The organism is Rahnella sikkimica (genome assembly GCF_002951615.1).
GTDB classification, from domain to species: domain Bacteria; phylum Pseudomonadota; class Gammaproteobacteria; order Enterobacterales; family Enterobacteriaceae; genus Rahnella; species Rahnella sikkimica.
The window spans coordinates 809,056-830,461 of the sequence record NZ_CP019062.1 but is presented as its reverse complement, the minus strand read 5'-3'; the positions used below and the strand labels follow the sequence as shown (position 1 = coordinate 830,461).

Sequence of the window (21,406 nt, the reverse complement as noted above, 5' to 3'; positions counted from 1 at the left end):
CCGCACTGTTCATTACTGTATTGTCTGTCATACCAGTTCCTCCAGCGGCTTGTAGCAGGCACGTAAGCGACCATCACCGAAACGCTCAAGCGGCGGCGCAGAGGCACAAATATCCATCGCATGCGGGCAACGTGGCTGGAACGGACAGCCTTTTGGCAGACGCAGCAGGTTCGGCGGGTTGCCCGGAATGGTCAGCATCGCCCCACCCTCGGCGTCCAGACGCGGAACCGCGTTGAGCAGGCCGATGGAATACGGATGGCATGGCTCATAGAAGACGTCGCGTGCGCGGCCATATTCCATAGTACGGCCGGCGTACATCACCAACACTTTGTCGCAAATACCGGCGACCACGCCCAGATCATGGGTGATCATAATAATGGCGGTATTAAATTCAGCCTTCAGCTCGTTGAGCAACGTCATGATCTGCGCCTGAACGGTCACGTCCAGCGCGGTTGTTGGCTCATCGGCAATCAGCAATTTCGGGCGGCACAGCAAGGCCATCGCAATCATCACACGCTGGCGCATGCCACCGGAAAATTCATGCGGGTACATTTTCATACGCTTGCGGGCTTCCGGCATTTTTACCGCGTCCAGCATGCGTACAGACTCTTCAAACGCCTCGCGTTTGCTCATCTTTTTATGCAGCACCAGGACTTCCATCAGCTGTTCCCCAACGCGCATGTACGGGTTGAGGGACGTCATCGGATCCTGGAAAATCATCGAAATCTGTTCTGCACGCAGTTTGTTCAGCTGGCTTTGTGGCAGGTTCAGGATCTCGCGACCGTTGAATTTCGCTGTCCCGCCGATGCGTCCGTTGCTGGCCAGCAGGCCCATCAGGGCAAAGGCGGTCTGGGATTTACCGGAACCGGATTCCCCGACAATACCGAGCGTTTCACCGGCTCGCAGATCGAAGTTAAGGTCATTAACGGCGGTCACATCACCATCCGGCGTCTCGAAGGTGACGCGCAGGTCTTTGACATCTAAAAGAATCGGCGGTGCGTTACCTTCAGTGGCAGCAGGTGCTGCAAATTTAGAATGTTCAATTGTGCTCATGGTCGCACTCCTTAACGATCTTTCGGGTCGAGGGCATCACGCAGGCCATCGCCGATAAAATTGAAACAGAACAGAGTGACAACCAGGAAACCTGCCGGGAACAACAGTAACCAGGGTGAAACTTCCATCGAGTTGGCGCCGTCGCTCAGCAACGCGCCCCAGCTGCTCAGTGGCTCCTGTGTACCCAAACCTAAGAAGCTCAGGAAGGATTCGAACAGGATCATGCTGGGAACCAGCAGTGACGCATACACCACGACAACGCCCAACACGTTAGGAACAATGTGACGCAGGACGATATTGCGCGTATTCACACCACTTACCAGCGCGGCTTCGATGAATTCTTTGCGTTTCAGGCTGAGGGTCTGGCCGCGAACGATACGCGCCATATCCAGCCAGGACACCATCCCGATCGCCACGAAGATCAACAGAATATTCTGCCCGAAGAACGTCACCAGCAGGATCACGAAGAACATGAACGGGAAGGAGTTGAGGATTTCCAGCAGACGCATCATGGCAGAGTCGATTTTACCGCCCAGATAGCCGGACAAAGATCCGTACAGCGTACCGAGGATCACCGCCACCAGCGCCGCAGCCACCCCGACCATCAGGGAAATGCGTCCACCAATCGCCACACGCACCAGCAAATCACGACCAGAAGAATCGGTGCCGAAATAGTGGTGAGAGGCGAAATCAGGCGCGCCTGACATCATGTTCCAGTCAGTGTCATCGTAGGCAAACTGCGACAACATCGGCGCAAATGTCACGAACAGTGCGATAAAGGCCAACACAACCAGGCTGGTGACCGCGGCGCGGTTATGCATAAACCGGCGGCGCGCATCCTGCCATAAACTGCGGCCTTCCACTTCCAGCTTTTCGCTGAGGTTTTCGACGACGTCGCTATTTTTTTTACTTAACATCATTGACGTGCTCCGGCATTAATAACGGATTTTCGGGTCGATGACGGCATACAGCACGTCGACGATTGCATTGAACAGAATGGTCAATGCGCCCACCAAAATAGTCAGGCTGAGAACCAGCGAGTAGTCACGGTTTAATGCCCCGTTAACGAACAGCTGGCCGATGCCCGGCAATCCGAAAATGCTCTCGATAACCATAGAGCCGGTGATGATCCCAACGAAAGCTGGCCCCATATACGACAGTACTGGCAGCAGCGCGGGTTTGAGCGCGTGGCGCAAGATAATGCGACGCAACGGTAAACCTTTGGCGCGAGCCGTACGGATGAAGTTGGAGTGCAGAATTTCAATCATAGAACCGCGGGTGATACGCGCGATACTGGCAATATACGCCAGTGAGAGTGCGACCATCGGCAGGATCATGTATTTCGCTCCGCCGCCATTCCAGCCGCCGCCTGGCAGCCATTTGAGAGTAATCGCAAATATCAGTACCAGTAACGGCGCAACCACGAAACTGGGGATAACCACCCCGGTCATCGCAACGCCCATCACGGTATAATCCCATTTCGTGTTTTGATTCAGCGCCGCAATAACCCCGGCTGATACACCAAAGACAATCGCCATGATAAATGCCGCCAGTCCGAGTTTCGCCGAAACCGGGAACGAGGCCGCAACCAGATCATTAACGGTGTAATCCTTGTATTTGAACGACGGGCCGAAATCGCCTTTAGCCAGCTGTTCTAAATAGTGGAAATACTGCTTATACATCGGGTCATTGAGGTGGTATTTCGCCTCAATGTTCGCCATCACTTCTGGCGGAAGATTACGCTCACCCGTAAAAGGGCTGCCCGGTGCGAGACGCATCATAAAAAACGAAATAGTGATCAGAATGAATAGCGTCGGAATCGCTTCCAGACAGCGGCGTAAAATAAACTTTAACATTGCCCGTACCTGTTTCTAAGCCTGTCACTACAGCTTGATAGTTTATGGCTTGGTCACGACGGCCATCGGGTGATTGCCGTCGTGGTGGCTCTTTGCTTCAGCACGAAAAATTCGCGCTAAAAACTTTACCTTCATCAAAATACAACGAGCAGGACAGCTCGGGGATGCCCTGCTCTGCACTGAATAATTAGTGCTTGATGATGTACAGATCTTTCACGTAGACGTTGTCTTGTGGATCTTTACCGGTGTAGCCGCCAACGTAAGGTTTCACCAGACGCGCGTTCACGTAGTAATAAACAGGCACGATGGCAGAGTCTTTATCCAGCTGAGTTTCCGCTTTCTGGTAAAGCGCAGCGCGTTCTTCGTCAGTTTTCACATTCAGAGTGTCTGCGATGTCTTTATCAAACGCCGGGCTCTTGTAGTGCGCGGTGTTGTTGCTGCTGTCAGACAGCATGGTGTTCAGGAAGGAAGAAGGTTCGTTGTAGTCAGAACACCAGCCCGCACGCGCAACGTCGAAGTTGCCCTGATGACGGCTGTCGAGGAAGGTTTTCCATTCCTGGTTGACCAGTTTAACGTCAACGCCCAGGTTTTTCTTCCAGATAGCGGCCGCAGCGATCGCCAGTTTTTTATGCAGGTCAGACGTGTTGTACAGCAGATCAAACGTCAGAGGCTTAGCAGAGGTATAACCCGCTTCGGCCAGCAGTTTTTTCGCCTGCTCGTTGCGCTGTTCCTGCGTTTCTTTGAACCAGGCCGGAGGCGTCAGTTTTGCGCCATCGGTGTAAGGCGGGGTGTAGCCGTACGCTGGCAGATCGCCCTGCGCTTTTACTTTGTTCACGATGATGTCGCGATCCAGACCCAGTTTCAGTGCTTCACGTACGCGGGAATCGGTAAACGGTGCTTTCTGGTTGTTGATTTCGTAGTAATAAGTACACAGGTACGGGTCAACATGAACTTCAGTCGGGATTTCTTTTTTCAGTTTCTGGAACAGCTCAATCGGCATGTTGTTGTAAGTCATGTCGATTTCGCCGCTGCGGTAGCGGTTTACGTCTGTCACTTCAGAAGAAATTGGCAGGTAAGTCACCTGGTTAATCACAGTTTTCGCGTTGTCCCAGTAAGTCGGGCTGCGTTCCAGAACGATACGTTCGTTGACGGTCCAGGCTTTCAGGGTGAATGCGCCGTTGCTCACGTAGTTTTCAGGCTGAGTCCATTTGTCGCCAAATTTCTCAACCACTTTTTTGTTTACCGGCTTCATCGCGGTGTGAGACAGCATTTTTACGAAATAAGGAACAGGTTCGGTCAGGGTCACTTGCAGGGTATGGTCGTCCAGCGCCTTCACACCCAGAGTATCAGGACTCTTCTTGCCGCTGATGATGTCATCGATGTTTTCGATGTGACCGTATTGCAGATAGCTTTCGTACGGAGAAGCGGTTTTCGGGTCAGCCAGGCGCTGCCAGCTGTAAACGAAATCTTGTGCCGTAACAGGATCGCCATTTGACCATTTAGCTTCCGGACGCAGGTGGAAAGTCCAGACTTTAAAATCTTTGTTATCCCAGCTGGTTGCTACGCCAGGGATTACGCTGCCGTCTTTGCTGTCGGTGTTAACCAGACCTTCGAGCAAATCACGGATTACGTTTGATTCCGGCACGCCTTCAACTTTGTGCGGGTCAAGAGACTGAACTTCAGAACCGTTATTACGCACCAGTTCTTGTTTTGCAGCCAGTGTCACGCCAGCAGGCACATTGGCCGCAAATGCGTTATTAACGGAAATTGAGCCCACTGCAGCCATGATGCATGCAGCCAGCAGATTTTTTTTTGTGATGTTGGTCATTTTTTATTTAACTCCAATTTTTATTATGAACTTGCACGCCCGGGTGCAAGATAAACCCTTGCTGGGTCAATGGGTTTCAAAAGCAGGAACGAATTGCTCAAGAATGGCCCCCCATGTAGTGCCACCCGCAGATGGCTGTCCCCTATTACTGCTTGTTGCTACATCTCAGGTTTGTTGAAACGTCAGGCTGTATTCGCCGTGCGGTTTCCGGGATCGTTAAGGATGATCCCACTCCATTTGATAACCCTGTACGCCACCCCACAATAACCGGTCGCACACCAGGCAATCACATTCTGTTATTTCTGCACTTCGCACGATTATTTTCTTTTAACCCGAATTAAGGCGATAGAAAATCCGTCACAGTTAAGCGCTGTCATTCATTTTAATGAGAAGGAGTACTGAAGATTTTTTTGTTGAGCTGAGAGAGTCAACGCAAGGCGGTTAATTGTCGTCATCTCAATATCTGACTTTCTTATCACAGAAAGCAAACGAGGATAATTTTGTGCTAAGCATGATGACACGACACTCTCCAAAACAAATGAAATTGCTTCAATCTCTTTGTGCCCGGCAAGATTCGTTCTCACTCAGAGCATGACTTTGCACAAAATTCCATTTTTGAAGGCGATTTGAAAATTATCAGAAGCCTGATACCGGCGCCAATAAATTTTGCAAATTTGTTACGTAATTCTCTTTTATGCGTTAAGCGTATCAGAAGCCCCCCCGGCATCTCACCTCAAAAACAGAGCTTAACTCTTTGTTAAAAAACAAGTTAATGCACCATTTCATTCAATTTTTTGCAAAGCGGAGTGTTTAAGAACTGCTCTGACACAATCAGTTAACAATGAGATGATTTCAAGGATAAAGCCCTGTTAACTGCTGTGTTAACACTAATAACATCTCGGTACGGCCTGCACAAGCCTTACAGAATGATGTGGGTAAATTAACGGCAATACGGGCAATAAAGAACGGTATTTAGCGAAGAATTAACTAAGTTTATTCGATTAAATGGAGACTTGGATTAAAAAGGAAGGTGAGATGTGAATTTACGCCACATTAGGGTGCAAGCGCCCTCAATTCAGTCATTAGCTGCACTATATTAATGCATTGGATTATTAGAAGGGATAATAATTCTCACGGATAACGTTAATGTATCCGTGAGAATTTGCAGAGAGAGAATCAGAGCAAGCCGGGGAAAATCGCTTTAATACCGGTCACGATAAACTCAATGCCGAGTGACATCAGCAAAAGTCCCATGATACGGGTAATGACGTTGATACCGGTTTGCCCAAGCAGGCGGACTAATAAAGGTGCCGCACGAAACAACAGCCAGCAGCAAAACGCAAAGAAGATGATTGCAACGGTCAGACCCAGCAGATTCTGCCAGCCGTTATAGCGGGAGCTCCAGACAATCGTCGAGCTTATCGCACCTGGCCCGGCCATCAGAGGTAACGCCAGCGGAACCACTCCCACGTTTTCGCGGATTGCCGTTTCTGACTTTTCCTGTTTGTTCTGTTTATCTTCACCCAGCTTACCGCTGATCATCGACATCGCAATCGTCACCACCAGGATCCCGCCGGCAATACGGAATGAATCAATGGAAATCCCAAACAGATGCAAAATCGCGTCGCCCAGGAAAAGCGCGGTCGACAATATAATGGCCACTGACAGGTTGGCTGTCATGTTGGTCTTATTACGCCCTGCCGCTGCCTGATAGCTGGTCATACTGATAAACACCGGCAAGATCCCCACCGGGTTGACCAGTGCAAACAGACCGACGAAAAATTTGATATACCCTGAAAAATCTAATAAAGATTGGCTCACGCAGAACTCCGCACAACTATGCCAGCAGATGAAGGTTTTGATGGGCGCTAATGTACTGGAATCCCCGTTAAGGTGCCACGCCGTTTCATAGTTTTTATCACCACTTTTTATAATAAAGGCAGTGAATGTCACTTTTGTTAAAATTGAGTTTTTTTATTGATAACTTTAGCTACTAAACTGTATTATCCATGGGTTAATTTGATAATCATTCTCAATAACACCCTGCTGAAAGGTGTCAGCATCAGTATTTAGTGATCCAGATCAATTCACTCTGCCTACAAATAGGTAAGCTCAGTACATAGTCACTCCGCGTTACTTAAAGGTAAACGTTCTGTGACGAAGGTGATTTAAAAGACACCGGCTTTACCCAGTGCTTCACAAATAAAAGCTCTTTGAGCAAATAAAGAGACAAAGGCAACACATTGAGATCCTTAGTATTAATTAGTTTCTCACGGTGACTGATAGCAGGTCTATACTAGTCTTTGGCAGATTATTTACTAAAAGAGTTTAACTTTATCAGGAGAGCATTATGGCTGTAACAAATGTCGCTGAACTAAACGCACTCGTAGCACGAGTCAAGAAGGCACAGCGCGAATATGCCAACTTCAGTCAAGAACAAGTAGATAAGATTTTCGCTGCCGCCGCTCTGGCTGCTGCCGATGCTCGAATTCTGCTCGCCAAACTGGCTGTTGAAGAATCCGGAATGGGTATCGTCGAAGACAAAGTGATCAAAAACCACTTCGCCTCTGAATATATCTACAATGCTTACAAAGATGAAAAGACCTGTGGCATTCTGGGCCAGGATGATACTTTCGGTACCATCACTATCGCTGAGCCAATCGGCCTGATTTGCGGTATCGTTCCAACTACCAACCCGACTTCTACTGCGATTTTCAAAGCGCTTATCAGCCTGAAAACCCGTAACGGCATCATTTTCTCCCCGCACCCACGTGCAAAAAATGCGACCAACAAAGCCGCTGATATCGTGCTGCAAGCTGCTATCGCTGCAGGCGCACCAAAAGACATCATCGGCTGGATCGATGAACCAAGTGTAGAACTGTCTAACCAGTTAATGCATCACCCTGACCTGAACCTGATTCTGGCAACCGGTGGTCCGGGCATGGTTAAAGCAGCTTACAGCTCCGGTAAACCAGCCATCGGCGTTGGTGCAGGTAACACCCCGGTTGTTGTTGATGAAACTGCTGACATCAAACGTGTTGTGGCTTCTGTTCTGATGTCTAAAACCTTCGATAACGGCGTAATCTGTGCATCTGAACAGTCTATTATCGTCGTTGATTCTGCTTATAACGCAGTGCGTGAACGTTTCGCTTCCCACGGCGGCTACATGCTGCAGGGCAAAGAGCTGAAAGCGGTTTCTGATATTATCCTTAAAAACGGCGGTCTGAACGCAGCCATCGTGGGCCAGCCTGCAGTGAAAATTGCTGAAATGGCCGGTATCAAAGTTCCTTCTAACACCAAAGTGTTAATCGGCGAAGTCAGCGTTGTTGACGAATCTGAACCGTTTGCACACGAAAAACTGTCCCCTACTCTGGCAATGTATCGCGCTAAAGATTTCGAAGACGCGGTAAACAAAGCTGAGAAACTGGTAGAAATGGGCGGCATCGGTCACACCTCTTGTCTGTATACAGACCAGGACAACCAACCAGAACGTGTGAACTATTTTGGCAACAAAATGAAAACCGCACGTATCCTGATCAACACCCCGGCTTCACAGGGTGGTATCGGTGACCTGTATAACTTCAAACTTGCCCCTTCTCTGACGCTGGGTTGCGGTTCATGGGGTGGTAACTCCATCTCTGAAAACGTCGGTCCTAAACACTTGATCAACAAGAAAACTGTAGCGAAGCGAGCAGAAAACATGTTGTGGCATAAACTTCCGAAATCAATCTACTTCCGCCGTGGCTCACTGCCAATCGCGCTGGAAGAAGTGGCAACGGATGGAGCGAAACGCGCCTTCATCGTTACTGACCGTTACCTGTTCAACAACGGCTATGCTGACCAGATCACCAGCGTTCTGAAAAGTCACGGTATTGAAACTGAAGTGTTCTTCGAAGTTGAAGCGGATCCAACACTGAGCATCGTTCGTAAAGGTGCTGAGCAAATGAATTCCTTCAAACCAGACGTTATCATCGCGCTGGGTGGCGGTTCCCCGATGGACGCCGCGAAGATCATGTGGGTGCTGTACGAACATCCAAACACTCAGTTCGAAGATTTGGCGCTGCGCTTTATGGATATCCGTAAACGTATCTACAAATTCCCGAAAATGGGCGTGAAAGCAAAAATGATTGCTGTCACCACCACTTCCGGTACAGGTTCTGAAGTCACACCGTTTGCCGTGGTAACTGACGATGCAACTGGTCAGAAATACCCACTGGCCGACTATGCGCTGACACCTGATATGGCTATCGTTGACGCAAACCTGGTCATGAACATGCCGAAATCACTGTGTGCCTTCGGCGGTCTGGATGCGGTCACTCACGCACTGGAAGCTTATGTTTCTGTACTGGCTAACGAATATTCTGATGGTCAGGCTCTGCAAGCGCTGAAATTGCTGAAAGAAAACCTGCCTGCCAGCTACAAAGAAGGCGCTAAAAACCCGGTTGCTCGTGAACGTGTTCACAATGCGGCAACTATCGCGGGTATCGCGTTTGCCAACGCCTTCCTGGGTGTCTGTCACTCAATGGCCCACAAACTGGGTTCTGAGTTCCACATCCCACACGGCCTTGCTAACGCCATGTTGATTTCTAACGTGATCCGCTACAACGCCAACGATAATCCAACTAAACAGACTGCTTTCAGTCAGTATGACCGCCCACAAGCGCGTCGCCGTTACGCAGAAGTGGCAGACCATTTGGGTCTGGGCGCTCCTGGTGACCGCACTGCACAGAAAATTGCAAAACTGCTGAAATGGTTGGATGAGATTAAAGCGGAACTGGGCATCCCAACGTCTATCCGTGAAGCCGGCGTTCAGGAAGCAGACTTCCTGGCTAAAGTAGATAAACTGTCTGAAGATGCGTTCGACGATCAGTGTACCGGTGCTAACCCGCGTTACCCGCTGATTGCAGAACTGAAACAGATTCTGATGGATACTTACTACGGTCGCGAATTCAGCGAAGAAATTGCAGAAGAAGTTGTTGTTGCAGCGCCTAAAGCTGAGAAGAAAACCAGCAAAAAATAATCTGCTGAGATTCTGATAGCAAAAAACCCGCCGAAAGGCGGGTTTTTTATTGCCGGAAACAATTTCGCTAAACGATTTGTCCTGAGGGTAGCATCGACGTCAGAAGCCCTGTACGACCTCACACGGACGTTGGATCATCCTTCGTGTTGATAGCCGCCATCGCCTCTTTGTAATGCTTACGGCATACCGAGACGTAGCTTTCATCGCCGCCGATCACAACTTGCGCGCCATCGTGCAGCGCCTGACCATTTTCATCTAAACGCAGATTCCGGTTTGCCTTACGACCACAGTGGCAAATAGTTTTAAGCTCAACTAATTTATCCGCCCAGGCCAGCAAATATTCACTGCCCTCAAAAAGCTCGCCACGGAAATCCGTCCGCAGCCCGTAACACAGCACAGGCACATCCAGGTCATCAACAACGTCTGTGAGCTGCGATACCTGCGCCTTGGTCAGGAACTGGCATTCGTCTATCAGAACGCAATTCAGACGCTGTGAACGGTTCTCCTGCGCTATCAGGTTAAAGAGCTCTGTGTCATTGTTATAAAGCTCTGCATCAGAAGACAAACCAATGCGGGAGCTGACTTTACCCACGCCAAAACGATGGTCTAATTCAGCCGTTAACACCAGCGTGCGCATACCACGTTCTTGATAATTATATGAAGATTGCAGCAACGAGGTAGACTTTCCGGCATTCATCGCCGAGTAATAAAAATAAAGCTGAGCCATGAAACAGTGACCCCATAATGTATTGGATGGCATAAATTTTCGGCGGGCATTGTACCACACGCCAGCCAGCCTATAACAATAAGTACAACGGGATTATCCCCTTTCGGCCAATGTGTCATTAGTTTTGAAAAAATCACAGAAACTTACAATCACGGATTATAAAAGCATTAGATGATAATTAGTTAACATCAGTCATTACCGGTGCTGGTCCCCTTTATATGTTACAGGTTCGGCATAATTGTATTGTCTATACATTAATGGGTGACGCCCTAAGATTCCTCTGTATAGAACATTCAACGGGCCGGATTTCCGCCCCTTCTTTTGCCATATCTTTACCTAGCATGTCTTCACTTATCCTTTAATTTTGTGAACAATCGCATGCTTATAAAACACCTTATGAAAAGTAACAATAACCCCTGGCAATGTATTGAAACGCTGCCTATACACCCCAATAAATACTGAGCAGGGGCCCAACTATATTTTCATGCGATAAACATTATTTGCTTTAAATGCGTAAATTAAGGTCAGGTAAACAAATTGGCTATTGCAGAATACCAAAGAGCATTCTATTATTAGCCAAACGCCCCCCACCAATATAATTCGAGACTAGTATAATGAGCGAAGCATTAAAGATTCTGAACAACATCCGTACTCTGCGTGCGCAAGCAAGAGAATGCACTCTGGAAACTCTGGAAGAGATGCTGGAAAAATTAGAAGTTGTTGTGAACGAGCGTCGCGAAGAAGATTCTCAGGCTGCTGCTGAGATTGAAGAGCGCACCCGTAAACTGCAACAATATCGCGAAATGCTGATTGCTGACGGTATTGACCCTAACGAATTGCTGCAAACTATGGCTGCTACCAAAGCAACCGGTAAAGCAAAACGTGCAGCGCGTCCTGCTAAATACAAATACGTTGATGAGAACGGCGAAAACAAAACTTGGACTGGCCAGGGTCGTACTCCAGCCGTGATCAAGAAAGCAATCGAAGAGCAAGGTAAATCACTGGACGATTTCCTGCTGTAATTGCCCTTATTAACGCCAATGTTAATCTTAAAAGCCCCTCTTTGTTGATGGGCTTTTTTTTGCTTTTAAAACTATGTACTTTTATCTTTATCAATACCCATTTTTTAACAATACATACGCATAACTTATCCGGGTAAATATCCATCAGAATAAACTGATTCCATAAAAAAAGGCCGCCCGCAGGCAGCCTCAGATAAAGCCATCAGACTCAGACCTGATAGAAATCGCGATACCAGTCGACAAAGTTCTGCACACCCTGCTCTACCGGCGTTTCGGGCTTAAAGTTAATCGCCTGATACAGCGGCGCTGTATCCGCGCTGGTGTCTTTGACGTCACCAGGCTGCATCGGCAGAAGGTTCTTATCCGCCACCTTGCCCAGCGCCTTCTCCAGCGCGCTGATATACGTCATCAGCTTAACCGGGTTGTTATTACCAATATTATAAACAGAGTACGGTGCTGAGCTGCTGGCCGGAGAACCGTTCTCTACCGTCCAGTTTGCATCCGGTTGCGGAACAACATCCTGCAAACGTACAATCGCTTCGGCAATGTCATCAATATAAGTAAAGTCACGGTACATTTCGCCACGGTTATAAACATCAATACTCTGCCCGGCAATCATGGCCCTGGTAAATTTAAACAAGGCCATGTCCGGACGTCCCCACGGGCCATATACGGTAAAGAACCGTAATCCGGTTGTAGGAATGCCATAAAGATGTGAATAAGTGTGAGCCATTAATTCGTTGGCTTTTTTGGTTGCGGCATATAATGAAACAGGATGATCAACGGAATCATCGGTCGAGAAAGGCCGTTTTTTGTTCAGGCCATAAACTGAGCTGGACGATGCATACAGCAAATGTCCGACTTTATTATGCCGACACCCTTCCAGAACGTTAACAAATCCTATGAGGTTAGAATCTGCATAAGCTAAAGGATTTTCGATGGAATATCGGACACCGGCCTGCGCGGCCAAATGAATAACGCGCTCAAAACGCTGCTCTGCAAACAATGCCGCCATGCCCTCACGGTCAGCCAAATCCAGCTTAACAAATTCAAAGCCGTCTTTATTCTCCAACTGAGCAAGCCGCGCAAGTTTCAGGTTGACGTCATAATAGTCATTCAGATTATCCAATCCGACAACTGAATGGCCTGCAACCAGCAATCGTTGCGACACATAGAACCCAATAAAGCCCGCTGCGCCGGTTACCAGATATTTCATGAAGTCTCCTTACAAAACGGGATTGATTGATGCACCACGGCCAATGCCATAGTAAGTAAATCCGCGTTTTTCCAAACGTTCAGGATCGTATAAATTACGACCATCGAAAATGACCGGCTCTTTCAACGTTTTTTTAATGGCATCAAAGTCTGGCGCGCGGAAATTCTGCCATTCGGTACAAATAATCAACGCATCGGCATTTTGTAATGCGGACTCTTTTGTCCCCATCAATTCCAGATCGTCACGCTGCCCGTAAATACGTTGAGTTTCATTCATCGCTTCAGGGTCATACGCTTTGATTTTCGCACCCGCAGCCCAGAGTTGTTCCATTAATACACGGCTGGATGCTTCACGCATATCATCAGTATTCGGTTTAAATGACAGTCCCCAAAGCGCGAACGTTCTGCCTTTCAGGTCATCACCAAAGTGACGCTGAATAAATGCAGGCAGTTTATATTTCTGCTGGTAATTGACCTGCTCAACGGCCTGAAGCAGTTTTGGCTGGTAGCCAATGTGTTCAGCCGTGCGGATCAGGGCCTGAACGTCTTTCGGGAAACAGGAACCGCCGTAACCGCAGCCAGGATAAATGAAGTGGTAACCAATGCGTGAATCAGAACCAATCCCCTGACGCACTTTCTCGATATCCGCGCCCAGCATCTCTGCCAGATTTGACATCTCATTCATAAAGCTGATTTTTGTCGCTAACATGCAGTTTGCGGCGTATTTGGTCAGCTCCGCACTGCGGATATCCATCAGGATCATGCGATCATGATTACGGTTGAACGGCTCATACAACTCGCGGATGGGGTCAATGGCGTCCGGATTATCCGTACCAATAACGATGCGCTCAGGTCGCATGCAGTCAGCCACTGCCGCGCCTTCTTTGAGGAATTCAGGGTTAGAGACCACGTTAAATTCGATATCTACACCGCGTTCTTTCAGCTTTTCAGTCATCACGGCACGCACTTTATCGGCGGTGCCTACAGGAACGGTAGATTTATCAATGACCACTTTCGGTTCGGTCATGTACTCGGCGATGGTACGCGCCACGGCGGTGACATATTTCAGATCCGCAGAGCCATCTTCATCGGGAGGTGTGCCTACGGCAATAAATTGAACGGTTGCGTGCGCCACGCCTTCAGCCGCATTGGTGCTGAACAACAAACGCCCTGCTTCATAGTTCCGCTGAACCAGCGGAGTTAAACCTGGTTCGAAAATTGGGATCTGCCCATTTTTCAGGTTTTCGACCTTTTTAGCATCAACATCGATGCACAGGACTTCATGCCCGACTTCAGCAAGAACCGCCGCCTGAACAAGTCCGACGTAACCGATACCAAAAACTGTTACTTTCATCAGCGAATTCCTATTTGTTATTTATAATCAACGCAAAATAGACAGCCAAAATGCCGAAACGGATTATACCAGTTTCAACCGCAAGTGCCGCTGGAAAGGCATATTTTGCATAAGATAGGTCTTAGAAGAAGGAGATAAAACGGAAAGAGATAATATCGTGCGGAAAAAATACTCAACATAATGAAGGTATTGTTCTTAATACGGCAAACCTGCTCACTCCACAGACAGCATTAATCTCAGACGTCCGCCCGATCCCCACACCTGACACTGCCACGCCTCACATCGCTGGCTGATTTGATTAGAATATGTTGCGCCGGTTGTGCCCAGCGGAACGCCATTACTCAGCTGGATCATATTTGTACCGGTATTCACATTGGCGTGTAATCCCGCAGAAACCAGAATGAGGTTTTTTTGTTCGGCGTGATAATACCCCAACAGCAAGGGAAATTGACCGTCGAGATTGGCTTGTTTGAATAAATGATTCACTTGTTTAAGTAATGTAGACATTTGCGGCAAGCGCTGATCCTGATTACTTAAATGTTCGCGTAACAAACTGTTAAAAATAGCGCGCAGTAATAATGCAGCAAGGACACCATTTTCATTGGCGCGGGTAACATCAAGGCAATAAAACCCCAAATCTTTGGCCGAGAGCGCCGCAATATCGAGCACCAGCCCCGGTGAATCTGCCGTCGTCAGTTGACGGTAATTGATACGACAATGTGCCAGCGTTTGCTGGACGGGGGGTTGTAATTCCTGCAACAAGCGCTGCGCTTCGTTGGGATTACGGCACAGCGCTTCCCAGTCCTGAACCAGCGAGCTTTCTTCCATCGCCTGCGAAGAAAACAGTTTTGGATATAAAGAAGACAGCAACGCCTCGCGAAGGCGTTGCAGATCGGTAATCGGTTTAAGCAACACATCTTCGACACCAAGACGCAGCATCGACGCCACGTCGGTCATTTTATCGGTCGCGGAAATGACCAGAACCGGGATTTTGTTGCCCTGCAATCTTAAGTTTTCGACAAACTCAATGCCGCCCATTTCTGGCATCGCCAAATCGCAGAGGATGAGATCAGGGGGGTAATCTTCGACCAGAGAGAGCGCTTCCAGCCCGTTTTGCGCTTCAGTAAAAGTGGCACCCAGAGAACTTACATAGCCAGCAAGAATTGACCGGAAAACCGCTTCGTCTTCAACGATGAGGATATGCTTGCTTGTAAGTGGCTTGTCCATCAGGGTCCCCCAGAATTTCTTATTTTAATAGTGGCTCATAAAGCCTGTTTTTGCTTGGCAGAATTGTCAGATTCCGGTGAACACATTTTAAGCCGTTCAGAACTGTCTATTTTTTATGAGAGGCAGTAAATGCTCCCTTTGTTTTTCAACGGCAAGGCGTCCGGCCTCAATGGCCTCTTCCGCACGGTGGAAATCCAGCGTCGAAATTTGCGGACAATAAGGCTGAATCAGCACATCCGGTGGGTCTCCCGCCATGCGGTTACGTTTGAGCCGGTTTTCCAGCACCTGAATGGAGGTGGGCATAATCTCCATCGCCGACGGGCTCACATTCGGTTTTCGGGCATTAGGCCTCGTTAACCGCTGCCGTATTCTGTCACGCCAGCTCAGCTCTTTCTCAGTATCCAGTGCTTCGCCGGTGGGTTGAACGGTCAGTAAATCCTGCTGCATCAGATGGGCGTCGTGCTGCAAATCGACGGCAATCACGATATCCGCCCCCAATGCTCTCGTCAGAGAGATGGGCACCGGGTTCACCACCGCACCATCGACCAGCCAGTAGCCGTTATGCCAGACCGGTGCCAGCAGGCCGGGCATACTGCAGGACGCGCGCACCGCCTCGGGCAAATCGCCCTGCGTCAGCCACAGTTCGCGCCCGGTGCTCAGATTGGTTGCCACCGCGCCGAATTTCTTCGAACACTTTTCAAAGTCTTTGATGCGGATAATCTGCCCGACGGCATTAAACACGCGTTCGCCGCGCAACAGACCGCCGCGTTTCCAGGAGAAATCCATCAGCCGCAGCACGTCCCAGTAACTGAACGAGCGCACCCAGCTTTCCATCGACGGCAACCGCCCGCTGACATACGCCGCGCCCACCAGCGCACCGACGGAACATCCGGCCACCACGTCCACCTCGATATCCATGTCTTTCAGGGCATTAATCACCCCGATGTGTGCCCATCCTTTTGCTGCACCGGAGCCTAACGCAAGGCCAATGGTGACTTTTCTGCTCATCTGATGACCTTAATATTGCCCGATAGTGAGAATGGGCCGGGAAGCGCGTTGTCACCCGGCAAGTTTGTTAGGTAACATATCACTTTGGTGCATTCAATAGCGCAACCTGCGCACCGGCAGCCGATTCAGGAGTTCTCGTGTCACAACTTTGCCCTTGTTGCAGCAACCTTTCTTATGAAGAGTGCTGCCAGCCATACCTCTCTGAGACCAAAGTGGCACCCACTCCGTCTGCTTTAATGCGTTCACGGTACACCGCGTATGCAATGCAAAATGCGAGTTATCTGATCGCCACGTGGCACCCGGACTGTCAACCCGAGCAATGGCGCGGCAGTTTACAGGAAGGTTTTGCGAATACACTCTGGCAGGGATTGCAGGTTATCGATTCGCAGAACGGGCGTGATGCCGACGAAGGCTTTGTTGAGTTCGCGGCGCGTTTCACCGGGCCCAATGATGAAAAAATTCATCTCATCCATGAACGCTCGCGATTTCTTCGTTTGAAAGATCGCTGGTACTATATCGACGGAATCAAACCGCAGACAGGCCGCAATGACGCCTGCCCGTGCGGATCGGGTAAAAAATATAAGAAGTGCTGCGGTAAATAAACCGGCTGCTTAATTAATACGAGAATTCGACAGGATCCACACCCTCATGCCGCAACAGAACGTACAAACTAAGGTGTTACGCACCATTTGCCCTGACGCAAAAGGTCTGATCGCCAAAATCACCAATATTTGCTACAAACACGAACTCAACATCGTTCAAAACAATGAATTTGTGGATCACCGAACCGGACGCTTCTTCATGCGTACCGAGCTGGAAGGGATCTTCAACGACAACACGCTGCTCGCCGATCTGGACAGCGCGTTGCCGGCCGGTTCCGTGCGCGAACTCAACACCACCGGGCGTCGCCGCATCGTGATTCTGGTCACCAAAGAAGCGCATTGCCTGGGCGACCTGCTGATGAAAGCCGCTTACGGCGGTCTGGATGTGGAAATCGCCGCCGTTATCGGTAACCACGACACGCTGCAAACGCTGGTTGAACGTTTTGATATTCCGTTCCATCTGGTCAGTCACGAAGGCTTAACCCGTGAACAGCACGACAGCGCCATGATTGCGCAAATCGACCAGTACCAGCCTGATTATGTGGTACTGGCGAAATACATGCGCGTCCTCACGCCAGGTTTCGTCCAGCATTACCCGCATCAGGTGATCAACATTCACCACTCGTTCCTGCCCGCGTTTATCGGCGCGCGCCCGTATCATCAGGCTTACGAGCGGGGTGTGAAGCTGATTGGTGCCACAGCGCACTACGTCAACGACAGTCTGGACGAAGGTCCGATCATCATGCAGGACGTGATCAACGTCGATCACACCTATACCGCAGAAGATATGATGCGTGCAGGCCGTGACGTTGAGAAAAATGTGCTCAGCCGCGCGTTATATCGCGTGCTGGCGCAGCGCGTCTTTGTTTACGGTAACCGCACCGTTATTCTGTAATCCGCGCGCCTGACGGTGCTTTTCGCTCAGAGAAGCACCGTTAAGGGCAAAAAAACCGCAAACGAACTTTTTTATCGCTTTCAGCGCTTTACACATCCGTTTCATTTGGTATTATGCGCCCCGTTCGCAGCTAACCGCTGTAACGAGAAATCATCCATGTAGCGCATGATGATTTTAAAAGAGTAAAGACCACGAAAATTGTGGTGGGGTTCCCGAGCGGCCAAAGGGAGCAGACTGTAAATCTGCCGTCATCGACTTCGAAGGTTCGAATCCTTCCCCCACCACCATCTCAGCAGCATCAGCCGCTGAGTTCCTTCTGATAGCCCCCCCTGATTCAAATTCAAACCTGAACAAAATGTCCTGCTGATACTTCCTGATAATGCCTTTGCGGGGAAATATAACCGTTATCGCGCACCGGACTTTTCAGCTCATCGACCTGCATCTGCCGTTTCAGCAATCTGCGCGACGGATCCGGCACCGGCACTGACGCCATCAGTTTGCGCGTATACGGATGCTGCGGATTATCAAATATCGCCGCACGCGGGCCGATCTCCACAATTTCCCCCAGATACATTACCGCCACGCGATGACTGACCCGCTCGACCACCGCCATCTCGTGAGAAATAAACAGATACGACAGATTCATGCTTTCCTGCAAATCGAGCAGCAAATTCACCACCTGCGCTTTCACCGACACATCCAGCGCGGAAACTGACTCATCGGCCACAATCACTTTCGGATCTAACGTCAGTGCGCGGGCGATACAAATTCGCTGACGCTGACCGCCGGAAAATTCATGCGGAAAACGCCGCAGCATATCCGGCGACAACCCGACCTTTTGCATCAGCGACGCCGCTTTTTCCCGCGCATCGCTGCGGTTATGCAGTTTGTGTTGCAGCATTGGTTCGATCAGTGCATCGCCAATGCGCATACGCGGATTCAGGCTGGCAAACGGATCCTGGAAAATCATCTGGATGCGCTGACGCATGTGTAAAATATCGCGCTTGCCGATGTTCATCACGTCGAAACCGTCGAAATCTATCTCGCCGCTGTATGGCTTGAGTAAACGCGTCACGGCGCGACCGGTTGTCGATTTTCCGCAACCGGATTCCCCGACCAGCGAAAGCGTTTCGCCCTGGAATAATTCGAAACTGATATTTTCAACGGCATGAACCGCGCCCACCTGACGGCTGAATACGCCGCCATACACCGGAAAACGTGCGCTCAGATTCTTCACCGAAAGCAGCGGTGTCAGCCCGGCACAGACCGTTCCGGCCACTTCCTGCGGCGTATTCGCCTCACCGGTTTGCAGATTTATTTGCGGGAAACGCAGCGGCCAGTCGCGGCCACGCATCGATCCGAGCTTGGGCACGGCGGCCAGCAGCGCGCGGGTATAAGGATGTTGCGGGCGATGAAAAATATCCTCCGTCGCGCCGCTTTCCACCGCTTCGCCTCGATACATCACCAGCGTCCGGTCGGCGATTTCCGCCACTACGCCCATATCGTGCGTGATGAACAAAACGGCCATGCCCTCTTCTTCCTGCAACGTCTTGATCAAGTCCAGAATCTGCCCCTGAATCGTCACGTCCAGCGCCGTTGTCGGTTCATCGGCAATCAGCAATTTGGGTTTCAGCGCCAGCGCCATGGCAATCATCACGCGCTGACGCATCCCGCCGGAAAACTGATGCGGGTATTCATCAAACCGTTTTGCCGCATTCGGAATGCGCACTTTCTCCAGCAGTTTCAGCGTTTCCGCCCGCGCCTTCGAAGCCGACATTCCCCGGTGGCGTTTCAGGCTTTCGGCGATTTGCCGCCCGATGCTGAACGTCGGATTGAGCGACGTCATCGGTTCCTGGAAAATCATCGCCATCTCGTTGCCGCGAATATCGCGCATTTCCTTTTCCGGTAACACCAGCAAATTGCGCTGATTCAGCCACACCTCGCCCTCAATGCGGCTGCTTTGCGCTTTGAGCAAACGCATCACCGACAGCGACGTGACGCTTTTTCCCGAGCCGGATTCACCGACAATTGCCAGCGTTTCGCCGGGATAGACGTCAAACGACAAATCACGCACCACCGGCAGCCAGTCGTCTTCCCAGCGAAAGGACGTGGTGAGATGCTTAACGCTCAGCACGGGCTGACGGTTTTGCGGCTCGTTCATCTTATTTGCTCCTTGCCGACAGCTGAACCTGTGGCGCATAGCTGAAATCGCGGTCAAACGGGAAGGTTTTACGCGCCTTGCGGTTACGCGGCAGACGCTCGACGAACTGATCGACCACGCCGTTCGACAGCGCCATCAGGTTCGGGCTGGCAATCGGGGCCAGTTCCGGCGACAGATAACCGGATTTCACCACCACGATATCGGCGGTATGCGGATCCAGCCCCAGCACAGTGAAATCGCTGATGTTGTGATACGGACGACGGCGCGCCGACACCACCACGTCAATGCCGCCAGTGCGCAATACCGCCTGACGGTCAGCCGGTGCCAGCGCATCGAGCAGGAAAATCACCTCGAACTCGCCTTTCACCTGCGGGCTGGCGTGATCCAGCGAAGCGCCCAGCGTCAGCGTTAATACCGACCCGACACCGGCGTTAAACGCCGCATCGGTCGCAGGCGCGTCAGCGATTCCGGCCACCACCACATTTTGCGCATACTGCTTAATCAGTTCCTGCAACACGTCTGCGCGGTCACCGACGCCGCCACCGGTCGGGTTATCGCCGGAATCTGCCAGCACCACCGGACGGGTTTCGCAGGCAATCGCCTTGCGCACGCAGGCTTCCACGGTGTCGGTTTCACAACCGAACACGAAATCTTCACGCGCATCCCAGTAAGCCTGCGCCAGTTTTGTGGCCTGAACTTCGAGCGCCGCACGGTCAGTACCGGTCATGATCACCGCCGCCGTCGCACGCGGTTCATCGGCCCAGACGTAACCGACCATCAGCGAGCTGTCCCACACGCCGTCTACGTCATCCATTTCCGGCAAACGGGCGTACAAACTTTTCGCCGGTTCATCTTCCGTGCTGGTGCGTTCGCCCGGCAGCACAACCGGCACCGGCACCCACAGCAGCGTCGGTTTTTCACCGGTTTGCAGATGCTTCACTAACATGGCCACCGAGCGGCGCATGGTTTCTTCCACATCAATGTGCGGCGCGGTGCGGTACGTCGAAAACATATCAATGGCGTCGATAATTCGCTGCGAGACATTGCCGTGCAAATCATAACTGACGCTGATCGGGCAATCCGGCCCGACGGCTTTGCGCGCAGCCGCAATCCAGTCGCCTTCCGCATCTTCCAGTCCCTCGACATACATCGCACCGTGCATCGCCAGATACAGGCCATCAAACGGTTTTTGCGCGTCCAGCCCGGCCAGCATTTCCGCTTTGAATTTATCGTAAGTTGCCCGCGCGACCGGCCCGCCGGCAATGGCGCGGGCGTGGATTGTCGGCAAAAATGTTGCCGGATAATCCTGCAGAAAACGAAAACGCGGCGACGCCAGCAACTGCCCGTCACGAACCACGGTGAAATCCTTTTCCTCGTTCAGAACCGGGTTATAGGTGCTGCATTCAATATGGATACCGCTGACAGCTATACGCATGTT

16 protein-coding genes and 1 tRNA gene are annotated in these 21,406 nt (G+C 50.5%); 5 read left to right on the top strand and 12 right to left on the bottom strand.

Translation table 11 applies throughout. The features are described from left to right. Positions 1–27: 27 nt before the first annotated feature. The 5 genes from BV494_RS03675 to BV494_RS03655 form a co-directional block, all read right to left on the bottom strand. Positions 28–1,053, bottom strand: coding sequence for an ABC transporter ATP-binding protein (locus tag BV494_RS03675; protein ID WP_226790015.1), 1,026 nt, complete (start codon positions 1,051–1,053; stop codon positions 28–30). Between the two features lie 11 nt (positions 1,054–1,064). Then, positions 1,065–1,973, bottom strand: coding sequence for an oligopeptide ABC transporter permease OppC (gene oppC / locus BV494_RS03670; protein WP_104921627.1), 909 nt, complete (start codon positions 1,971–1,973; stop codon positions 1,065–1,067). A 15-nt stretch (positions 1,974–1,988) separates the two neighbouring features. Then, positions 1,989–2,909: an oligopeptide ABC transporter permease OppB gene (oppB, locus tag BV494_RS03665; protein ID WP_013575945.1), complete on the bottom strand. Its 921-nt coding sequence runs from the start codon at positions 2,907–2,909 to the stop codon at positions 1,989–1,991. Positions 2,910–3,096: 187 nt separating this feature from the next. Then, a complete protein-coding gene (gene oppA, locus BV494_RS03660; protein WP_104921626.1) occupies positions 3,097–4,737 on the bottom strand; it encodes an oligopeptide ABC transporter substrate-binding protein OppA in 1,641 nt (546 codons plus the stop codon). Positions 4,738–5,913: 1,176 nt separating this feature from the next. Then, on the bottom strand, positions 5,914–6,558 hold the full coding sequence (locus BV494_RS03655) for a YchE family NAAT transporter (RefSeq protein ID WP_104921625.1): 645 nt from the start codon (positions 6,556–6,558) through the stop codon (positions 5,914–5,916). A gap of 529 nt (positions 6,559–7,087) precedes the next feature. Here BV494_RS03655 and adhE point away from each other — a divergent pair. After that, complete coding sequence (gene adhE / locus BV494_RS03650) at positions 7,088–9,757, top strand: bifunctional acetaldehyde-CoA/alcohol dehydrogenase (RefSeq protein ID WP_104921624.1); 2,670 nt, start codon at positions 7,088–7,090, stop codon at positions 9,755–9,757. A 118-nt stretch (positions 9,758–9,875) separates the two neighbouring features. Here adhE and BV494_RS03645 read toward each other — a convergent pair whose 3' ends face one another. Continuing rightward, positions 9,876–10,484: a thymidine kinase gene (locus tag BV494_RS03645; RefSeq protein ID WP_104921623.1), complete on the bottom strand. Its 609-nt coding sequence runs from the start codon at positions 10,482–10,484 to the stop codon at positions 9,876–9,878. 614 nt (positions 10,485–11,098) lie between these two features. Between BV494_RS03645 and hns the strand changes: the two genes are divergently transcribed. Next, positions 11,099–11,506, top strand: coding sequence for a histone-like nucleoid-structuring protein H-NS (hns, locus tag BV494_RS03640; RefSeq protein ID WP_013575950.1), 408 nt, complete (start codon positions 11,099–11,101; stop codon positions 11,504–11,506). A 208-nt stretch (positions 11,507–11,714) separates the two neighbouring features. Here the strand turns inward: hns and BV494_RS03635 are convergent, their stop codons facing one another. From BV494_RS03635 to rssA, 4 genes are all read right to left on the bottom strand, one after another. Continuing rightward, entirely contained in the window at positions 11,715–12,722 is a 1,008-nt protein-coding gene (locus tag BV494_RS03635; protein ID WP_104921622.1) for an NAD-dependent epimerase, read from the bottom strand. A gap of 9 nt (positions 12,723–12,731) precedes the next feature. Further along, positions 12,732–14,075 (bottom strand): UDP-glucose dehydrogenase family protein, encoded by a 1,344-nt coding sequence (locus BV494_RS03630; RefSeq protein WP_104921621.1) that lies wholly within the window; start codon positions 14,073–14,075, stop codon positions 12,732–12,734. A 213-nt stretch (positions 14,076–14,288) separates the two neighbouring features. Continuing rightward, positions 14,289–15,302: a two-component system response regulator RssB gene (gene rssB, locus BV494_RS03625; RefSeq protein WP_104921620.1), complete on the bottom strand. Its 1,014-nt coding sequence runs from the start codon at positions 15,300–15,302 to the stop codon at positions 14,289–14,291. A 96-nt stretch (positions 15,303–15,398) separates the two neighbouring features. Continuing rightward, on the bottom strand, positions 15,399–16,310 hold the full coding sequence (rssA, locus tag BV494_RS03620; protein WP_104921619.1) for a patatin-like phospholipase RssA: 912 nt from the start codon (positions 16,308–16,310) through the stop codon (positions 15,399–15,401). 137 nt (positions 16,311–16,447) lie between these two features. On the opposite strand from rssA, the gene BV494_RS03615 reads away from it, so the two are divergent. From BV494_RS03615 to BV494_RS03605, 3 genes are all read left to right on the top strand, one after another. Further along, on the top strand, positions 16,448–16,912 hold the full coding sequence (locus BV494_RS03615; RefSeq protein WP_104921618.1) for a YchJ family protein: 465 nt from the start codon (positions 16,448–16,450) through the stop codon (positions 16,910–16,912). 46 nt (positions 16,913–16,958) lie between these two features. Beyond that, the gene (gene purU, locus BV494_RS03610) at positions 16,959–17,807 is read left to right on the top strand and encodes a formyltetrahydrofolate deformylase (RefSeq protein WP_104921617.1); all 849 of its coding nucleotides are present in this window, start codon (positions 16,959–16,961) and stop codon (positions 17,805–17,807) included. A gap of 202 nt (positions 17,808–18,009) precedes the next feature. Further along, a tRNA-Tyr gene (locus BV494_RS03605) sits at positions 18,010–18,094 on the top strand. A gap of 53 nt (positions 18,095–18,147) precedes the next feature. Here the strand turns inward: BV494_RS03605 and BV494_RS03600 are convergent. After that, a complete protein-coding gene (locus tag BV494_RS03600; RefSeq protein ID WP_104921616.1) occupies positions 18,148–19,968 on the bottom strand; it encodes an ABC transporter ATP-binding protein in 1,821 nt (606 codons plus the stop codon). Between the two features lies 1 nt (position 19,969). Then, positions 19,970–21,403 (bottom strand): M81 family metallopeptidase, encoded by a 1,434-nt coding sequence (locus BV494_RS03595; protein ID WP_104921615.1) that lies wholly within the window; start codon positions 21,401–21,403, stop codon positions 19,970–19,972. Between the last annotated feature and the right edge of the window lie 3 nt (positions 21,404–21,406).

Excerpts from the sequence above, each read along its gene's own strand:
- rssA (WP_104921619.1), bottom strand. The coding sequence starts at position 16,310 with ATGAGCAGAAAAGTCACCATTGGCCTTGCGTTAGGCTCCGGTGCAGCA.
- BV494_RS03675 (WP_226790015.1), bottom strand. The coding sequence starts at position 1,053 with ATGAGCACAATTGAACATTCTAAATTTGCAGCACCTGCTGCCACTGAA.
- BV494_RS03630 (WP_104921621.1), bottom strand. The coding sequence starts at position 14,075 with ATGAAAGTAACAGTTTTTGGTATCGGTTACGTCGGACTTGTTCAGGCG.
- adhE (WP_104921624.1), top strand. The coding sequence starts at position 7,088 with ATGGCTGTAACAAATGTCGCTGAACTAAACGCACTCGTAGCACGAGTC.
- oppB (WP_013575945.1), bottom strand. The coding sequence starts at position 2,909 with ATGTTAAAGTTTATTTTACGCCGCTGTCTGGAAGCGATTCCGACGCTA.
- hns (WP_013575950.1), top strand. The coding sequence starts at position 11,099 with ATGAGCGAAGCATTAAAGATTCTGAACAACATCCGTACTCTGCGTGCG.
- purU (WP_104921617.1), top strand. The coding sequence starts at position 16,959 with ATGCCGCAACAGAACGTACAAACTAAGGTGTTACGCACCATTTGCCCT.
- BV494_RS03645 (WP_104921623.1), bottom strand. The coding sequence starts at position 10,484 with ATGGCTCAGCTTTATTTTTATTACTCGGCGATGAATGCCGGAAAGTCT.
- BV494_RS03635 (WP_104921622.1), bottom strand. The coding sequence starts at position 12,722 with ATGAAATATCTGGTAACCGGCGCAGCGGGCTTTATTGGGTTCTATGTG.
- BV494_RS03600 (WP_104921616.1), bottom strand. The coding sequence starts at position 19,968 with ATGAACGAGCCGCAAAACCGTCAGCCCGTGCTGAGCGTTAAGCATCTC.
- oppC (WP_104921627.1), bottom strand. The coding sequence starts at position 1,973 with ATGATGTTAAGTAAAAAAAATAGCGACGTCGTCGAAAACCTCAGCGAA.
- oppA (WP_104921626.1), bottom strand. The coding sequence starts at position 4,737 with ATGACCAACATCACAAAAAAAAATCTGCTGGCTGCATGCATCATGGCT.
- rssB (WP_104921620.1), bottom strand. The coding sequence starts at position 15,302 with ATGGACAAGCCACTTACAAGCAAGCATATCCTCATCGTTGAAGACGAA.
- BV494_RS03595 (WP_104921615.1), bottom strand. The coding sequence starts at position 21,403 with ATGCGTATAGCTGTCAGCGGTATCCATATTGAATGCAGCACCTATAAC.